This is a genomic window from Halolactibacillus sp. JCM 19043 (assembly GCF_001310395.1).
Classification (GTDB): Bacteria; Bacillota; Bacilli; order Bacillales; family Amphibacillaceae; genus Halolactibacillus; species Halolactibacillus miurensis.
In genome coordinates, this window is sequence record NZ_BAXD01000010.1 from 68,287 (window position 1) to 74,885 (window position 6,599).

5 protein-coding genes are annotated in these 6,599 nt (G+C 39.9%); all 5 read left to right on the forward strand.

Annotated features, from left to right (window positions below):
- Window positions 1–46: 46 nt before the first annotated feature.
- The 5 genes from JCM19043_RS07240 to JCM19043_RS18770 all read left to right on the forward strand — a co-directional run bounded on the left by JCM19043_RS07240 (window position 47) and on the right by JCM19043_RS18770 (window position 6,513).
- A complete protein-coding gene (locus JCM19043_RS07240) occupies window positions 47–805 on the forward strand; it encodes a PHP domain-containing protein (RefSeq protein ID WP_062321281.1) in 759 nt (252 codons plus the stop codon).
- A gap of 181 nt (window positions 806–986) precedes the next feature.
- The gene (gene ilvD, locus JCM19043_RS07245) at window positions 987–2,672 is read left to right on the forward strand and encodes a dihydroxy-acid dehydratase (protein ID WP_062321283.1); all 1,686 of its coding nucleotides are present in this window, start codon (window positions 987–989) and stop codon (window positions 2,670–2,672) included.
- Window positions 2,673–3,090: 418 nt separating this feature from the next.
- On the forward strand, window positions 3,091–4,857 hold the full coding sequence (locus JCM19043_RS07250) for a methyl-accepting chemotaxis protein (RefSeq protein WP_231631433.1): 1,767 nt from the start codon (window positions 3,091–3,093) through the stop codon (window positions 4,855–4,857).
- Between the two features lie 329 nt (window positions 4,858–5,186).
- Window positions 5,187–6,056 carry an extracellular solute-binding protein gene (locus JCM19043_RS07255; protein WP_369813810.1) on the forward strand — a complete coding sequence of 290 codons (870 nt, stop codon included), beginning with the start codon at window positions 5,187–5,189 and terminating at the stop codon, window positions 6,054–6,056.
- A complete protein-coding gene (locus tag JCM19043_RS18770; protein WP_369813811.1) occupies window positions 6,046–6,513 on the forward strand; it encodes an extracellular solute-binding protein in 468 nt (155 codons plus the stop codon). The genes JCM19043_RS07255 and JCM19043_RS18770 overlap by 11 nt, the downstream gene beginning before the upstream one ends.
- Window positions 6,514–6,599 lie beyond the last annotated feature (86 nt).

Genomic DNA, 6,599 nt, shown 5'->3' on the forward strand with positions numbered 1-6,599 from the left:
ACAGATAATATAAATGATCAAATATTAATGATAAGGACGTGTCCATATGCATATAGATTTTCATAGCCATGTAAAAATATCAAAAAAATCAGCTTTTCATCCGGACTACTTTGAACAAATGATTGAGGAGGCGAAGTTAAACGGACTCGACGCGATTTGTTTAACCGAACATTTTAATACGATTTGTTTCTTTGATGTGTACGATTACTTAGATGCGCATTATCCATATATCGATGACTATTATGAGGTTAAGGGATTTAAAGTCTTTCCTGGGATGGAAGTCGATGTAAAGGAAGGCGGACATACGCTTGTCATTGGTCAACGCCAATCAATTCGAACAATTCGGGAACAGTTAGAGCCTTACACAACAAAAGGTCACTTCCTTTCCATTGATCAATTAAATGAATGGGTAAAGGCAAACAATTGTTTATTTATTGGTGCGCATTTCTACCGTGAATCAACCCCGCTGATTCATTTAACGGATCAACAACTACAGTATTTCGATGCGTTAGATCTAAATGGAAAGGACCTGTTTAGTTATGATATGGCGAATTACCAAGCGAAATTAACTGACGTAGCACATCGGCTAAACTTACCAATCGTTGGCGGAAGTGATACGCATCATTTTCTACAGTACGGGGTCATTTATAATACGCTTCATGACGTCGTTACGATCGAAGCGTTAAAAGACGCGGTCATTAATCATCAGGTGCAAGTGATTATTGATCCAAGTTTACCTGTACGTGTCAAAGGTGCGACAGTGGCTAAGAAATATTTAAAACGTTTAGTCGAAGTCACGGCTTAATATGAATCTAAAAAGACTCACCGGTGACGATGAGTCTTTTTAGTGTATTATTTATTTTCTATATCGGTAGAATATAAGTCGGAGAATGATAAGAGACAGAAAAGCTGATGAATTGACATAAAAGTTTGAAAATTCATGCAGTACACGTTATAGTTAAAGAAAAAGGAATGGAGTGAACGTGATGGAGAAAGATTTACGAATCAAGAGTCATGTCTTTGATGAAACAACACGAGCACCAAATCGTGCCATGCTTCGTGCGGTTGGGTTAACCGATCAATCCTTTAAACAACCAATGATAGGTATCGCCAGTACATGGAGCGAAGTTACCCCGTGTAACATTCATTTAAATAGTTTAGCTGAAAAAGCCAAGGAGGGTGTTGTGAAAAATGGTGCGACCGGCATGATTTTCAATTCTATTACGGTCTCTGATGGTATTTCCATGGGGACCCAAGGGATGCGCTTTAGTTTGCCGAGTCGTGATGTGATTGCCGATTCAATTGAAACGGTGATTCAAGCGGAAAATTTAGATGCCTATGTCGCGATTGGTGGCTGTGATAAAAATATACCGGGTTGTATGATGGCGATCAGTCGGACGGACGTACCAGCTGTATTCGTTTATGGCGGTACAATTGCTCCTGGTTATCGAAATGGCGAAAAGTTAGACATTGTCTCTGTTTTTGAAGGGGTTGGCAAACATAATAACGGAGATATTTCAGGTGAAGAATTACACGGCATTGAATGTGCGGCTTGTCCTGGTGCAGGGAGTTGCGGCGGGATGTATACCGCAAATACGATGGCGAGCGCGGTAGAAGCGATGGGGATGAGCCTTCCTGGCAGTTCTTCAAATCCTGCGGAATCAAAAGAAAAGTATGAGGATGTCTTGCGTGCCGGTGAAGCCGTCTATCACTTATTAGAAAAAGGCATTTATCCGAAAGACATTATGACAAAAGAGGCTTTTGAAAATGCGATCACGGTCGTCATGGCACTTGGTGGGTCAACGAATGCGGTCCTACACATACTGGCGATTGCGAATACGATTGATGTCGATATTACGATTGATGATTTTGACCGACTCCAAAAAACAGTCCCACACTTAGCTGACTTAAAGCCGAGTGGAAAATATGTCATGGAAGACTTATTTAAAATTGGTGGGGTACCGGCTGTGATGAAGTTATTACTTGAGCATGGTTATCTCCACGGGGATTGTTTAACTGTGACGGGTAAAACATTAAAGGAAAACCTTGAAGATTTTCCGCATTTTGCAGCAGGTCAAGATATTATCCGGCCATTTGAACATCCTTACCGTAAAACGGGACCGCTTGTCATACTTAAAGGTAATTTAGCTCCGCGCGGAGCAGTCGCCAAAGTCTCAGGGGTAAAAGTCACCCACCACCGCGGCCCTGCGCGCGTCTTTGAATCAGAAAAAGCGGCGACTGAGGCGGTGATGAATAATGAGATTAAACCAGGTGATTGTTTAATCATTCGTGGTGTCGGACCAAAAGGCGGACCGGGTATGCCGGAGATGTTGTCGATTTCTGCGATTCTTGTAGGTAAAGGCTTAGGAGAAAAAGTGGCGCTACTCACTGACGGCCGCTTCTCAGGAGGAACACATGGCCTCGTCGTTGGTCATATCGCACCAGAACTCATGGATGGTGGCTTAATTGCGGTCGTTGAAGAGAATGATGAGATTACCATAGATTCCGTTACACAAGAGCTCACCTTACATGTAGATGAAGCAGAGATTGAGCGGCGCTTCGAAAAATGGGAACGACCGCAACTGTATCAGCGCGGGGTTTTAGGTAAATATGCGCATAATGTCAGCTGTAGCTCGTTAGGTGCGGTTACCGATCGATTTCATGATGCGTAACAATAGATAGAATTTAAAAAACATTATAAATAGAATCAGTATAAGAATATCTTGCGGGTGAATCGTCTTAATAGGCGGTTCATCCGCTTTGTTGCGGGCTTTTTTGCTTGTTTAGACAATATAAGAATCCACTGATTTCTTAGTAGAATATGATATTGTGATGTGGAGATGATTCCCCTATACTTTAATTAGACGTTAATTAAAATAATTTATAAAGACGTTGATATGAGAAGGGTTACTATGGTCAATACACACGTTGTGAAGGGAATTATCGGAAAAAAGGATGTGGTTGTAGTAAAAAAGGTATGGTCTTTTTTATAAAAAAATGGTATGCTACTCCTATGGAATCGTTTGCGCACTCAAAGAAATACATCAATAATTAAACGATTACTTTTATTACACGCATAGGGGTGAGAGAATGACAATGTTCAGTAAGAAAAAAGAGACAAAGGAGCACCCAATTCGTTTTTTTAGTAAAGACAAAATGAAAACGAATACAAAAAAGAAAGTGAAAGATCGAAAGTTGATTCATCGTCTGTATGGTTTAATTGCACTCATTGTATTCATTTGTGTAATCGCAGCAGCAGTAATTTTCACGTATTCTTCGAAAGTGGAAGAAGCAAGTCAATCACTTGATCAATCGGCGCGCTTCCAACAACAATTTTCTGATTTAGTCACCGAGCTCAACACAACAAGCATTAAATATTATCAGCTTGTGTCATCAGGCTATGATAAGAATGCGGCAGAAGATGCTGAATCTAGTATCAGTAACGCAAGAGTCATTTTTGATGAACTTAATCAAACCATTCATGAAGATAGTCCGCTACATAATTACTTTGTCAATTTAGATACAGCGATTGCTGATTACCGCAGTATTTATGATGAGAACTTTACGAGTATCTTTGTAGGGGATGAACAAAACCGAATTGCGATGCGAGTGACGCCAGTGATTGAGCGAAACTTGCAAGTGATTGAAAATGTGAATAGCCGCATAGTCGAACAATTGGCATTAGATAGAGAAGCCGTATCAGAAGAAATGGAGTCAGCGCTGCAAACATCAAGTGTCGTTATCATGGTCGCACTAGTCATGTTAATTATCGTCCCTCTTATAAGTCTAACGCTTTTTGCGAGTAGCTTAAAACACGGCGTTCGTTATGTCATGGACCGTATTAAACATTACCATGAAGGCGATCTTACCTTTACACAAGGTCAATCACGTCACGATGAATTTGGCTTAATTGATTTACGATTAAGTGAGATGGGTGAGAGGCTTGACCAGTTAATGAAACGAAGTCAAATGGTTGCAGCTGAAGTGATTGATGTTGTAAAAACAACAGCTACCCAATCGAATAAACAAATGCAAGGAATGGAAGACATTGAACAGATGATGCAAACTTTTAATGAAGAAATGGAAAAACAAGCCGATTCAACCGGGACGATTTCTGCTACAACAGAAGAAGTATCCGCATCAGCTGAAGAGATTCAAACATCCATGCATCACATGAACACACGCTTACAAGAAGTGAAAACAATTTCAAATGATGGAAAAGACTTAATGACAGCATTAGAAAGTACCATGCATGCATTAAGTACACAAACACATTCAACTAAACAACGGATTGATTCGATTGAAAGTAAGTTAGACCACATTACTTCCTTTATTCAAGGGATTGATGATATTGCCGATCAAACGAACCTATTAGCCATTAATGCGTCCATTGAAGCAGCTAAAGCAGGTAAAGAAGGTCGGACCTTTGCGGTTGTGGCAGATGAAATTAGAAAGTTGTCGCAAGGAACAAATACATTTAGTGATCAAACGAAAGAAGTACTGGCGTCCTTACTAGAAGAAGTAGAAGCTGTCGTTAAGACGTTTGAAACATTTGAAGTCCAAACAAATCAAAGTTTGGATCAAACAAAGCAATCCACGGCCTTATTTGAAACAATTGCTGTCGATAATTCGCGCTTAACACAAGAACAATCTGAGATTAATCAGTCGGTTGAACAAATTAACGTGGCGATTGAAGATGTGGCCTCGTCTGTGACAGAACTAGCGAATGGTGCAACCGGTTTGCAAGAGAAGATTAAAGAAGTCACAAATATCATTGAAGATCAAGCCAAACGTCAGCAGGCACTCACAACAAATGTGAATTCATTAGAGTCGACAGCTGGCCGATTAGTCGAATAAAAAAATTAGCATTAGCAATGCGTTAAGCGTTTACAATATTTTTTAACTTTTTTTTAAAAAGGGGTTGTCATTTGTAAGCGTTTAATAGTATAATGAATTTATTGAACGGTGCAAGCGATTTCACAATTTGCGCAAGCGACTGAGGTTGCAAGGATCGTTCAAGCAGGTCACCTGCTTCCGTCATCTAATAAGCTACATACGCAAGCTGCCAAACTTCAGTTTATTAGAAAATCTTTTGAAAACGGTTTAATTCATCGTAAGTAAGGGGAGATAGAGAAGGCAAGGTGACAGGCACACTTATATCACTCATTTTAGAGGGGGAAACACACATGTTAAAAGGTAAATCGTTTTGGTTAACAGCTTTACTTATGTTGGTATTGTCAATGTTTTTAGTCGCTTGTAGTGGCGATGACGAGGCAACAGATGATGGTGGTACAGACACAGGATCAGATTCAGAACAATCAGATACTGAAGGTGAAGGTGACGATGACGCATCATCAGATCTTCCAGAAAAACCCGAATCATTAAAAGTTTGGGTAAACGACGAAGAGCAACAATTAGATGCTTATGATGAAATCTTTGCTCGCTTTACAGATGAGTATGGTATCGAAGTTGAAGTAACACCATACAGCATGCTTGATCAACTAGATGGTATTGGTTTAGATGGTCCGTCTGGTCAAGGTCCAGATCTTTTCTTCCAACCACATGACCGTATGGGAGATATTCACTTACAAGGTGTGGCAGCTGAGTTAGAATTTACTGAAGAACAACAAGCGCAATTATCAGGTTACAATCAAGAAGCGTTCAACGCATTCAACTATGAAGGCATTCAATACGGTATTCCAGCCGTTGTTGAAACATATGCTTTATTCTACAACAAAGCATTAGTTCCAGAACCACCAAAAACAATGGATGACTTAATGACAATTGCACGTGACTTAACAGATGCTTCTAATGATGAATATGGTTTCATGATGAACGCATTAGACTTCTACTTCACCTATCCATTCTTAACTGGTGACGGTGGTTACATCTTCGCACAAGATGATAACGGTAACTACGATCCATCTGATATTGGCTTAAACAATGAAGGTGCAGTAGCTGGTGCAGAAACAATCCAATCATGGTTTGAAGAAGGTCTTATCCCACAAGGTGCTGACTTAGACGTTATTAACGGTCTATTCATTCATGGATGGTAAAGTCGGTATGGTTGTTAACGGACCATGGGCTATTCCTGATTACCAAGGTGCTTTAGGCGATGACTTAGGTATCGCAATCTTACCAGAAGTCAATGGCGAAGTATTAAATTCATTCTCTGGTAACAAAGGTTGGTTAGTATCTTATTACACTGAGAACCAACATTGGGCAACTGAATTAGCATTATTTGCAACAAACGCTGACAGCTCAGCAACTTACTTTGAAGTCGCTGGTGAACTTCCAGGACACACAGAAGTTGAAATTGATAATGAATTAATGGCAGCGATCTTTGATCAAACGCAATATGCTCACCCAATGCCAAACATTCCTGAAATGTCTAAAGTTTGGGAACCAATTGCAGATGCTTTAACATTTATTTCTCAAGGTGAAGACCCACAAGAAGTACTTGATGAAGCTGTAGAATTACTAAAAGAAGATATTGCATTAATGCAACAATAAGTTAGAGTGAGAGGGATTGAGTTCTAACGCTCAATCCCCTTTACTTTTACTGAGGAGGGAAAGGCTAAATGGCTATAAACAATAAA

Bases quoted from the DNA above. Each gene is read 5' to 3' on its own strand.
- JCM19043_RS07240 (WP_062321281.1), top strand. From the start codon at position 47: ATGCATATAGATTTTCATAGCCATGTAAAAATATCAAAAAAATCAGCT.
- ilvD (WP_062321283.1), top strand. From the start codon at position 987: ATGGAGAAAGATTTACGAATCAAGAGTCATGTCTTTGATGAAACAACA.
- JCM19043_RS07250 (WP_231631433.1), top strand. From the start codon at position 3,091: ATGACAATGTTCAGTAAGAAAAAAGAGACAAAGGAGCACCCAATTCGT.
- JCM19043_RS07255 (WP_369813810.1), top strand. From the start codon at position 5,187: ATGTTAAAAGGTAAATCGTTTTGGTTAACAGCTTTACTTATGTTGGTA.
- JCM19043_RS18770 (WP_369813811.1), top strand. From the start codon at position 6,046: ATGGATGGTAAAGTCGGTATGGTTGTTAACGGACCATGGGCTATTCCT.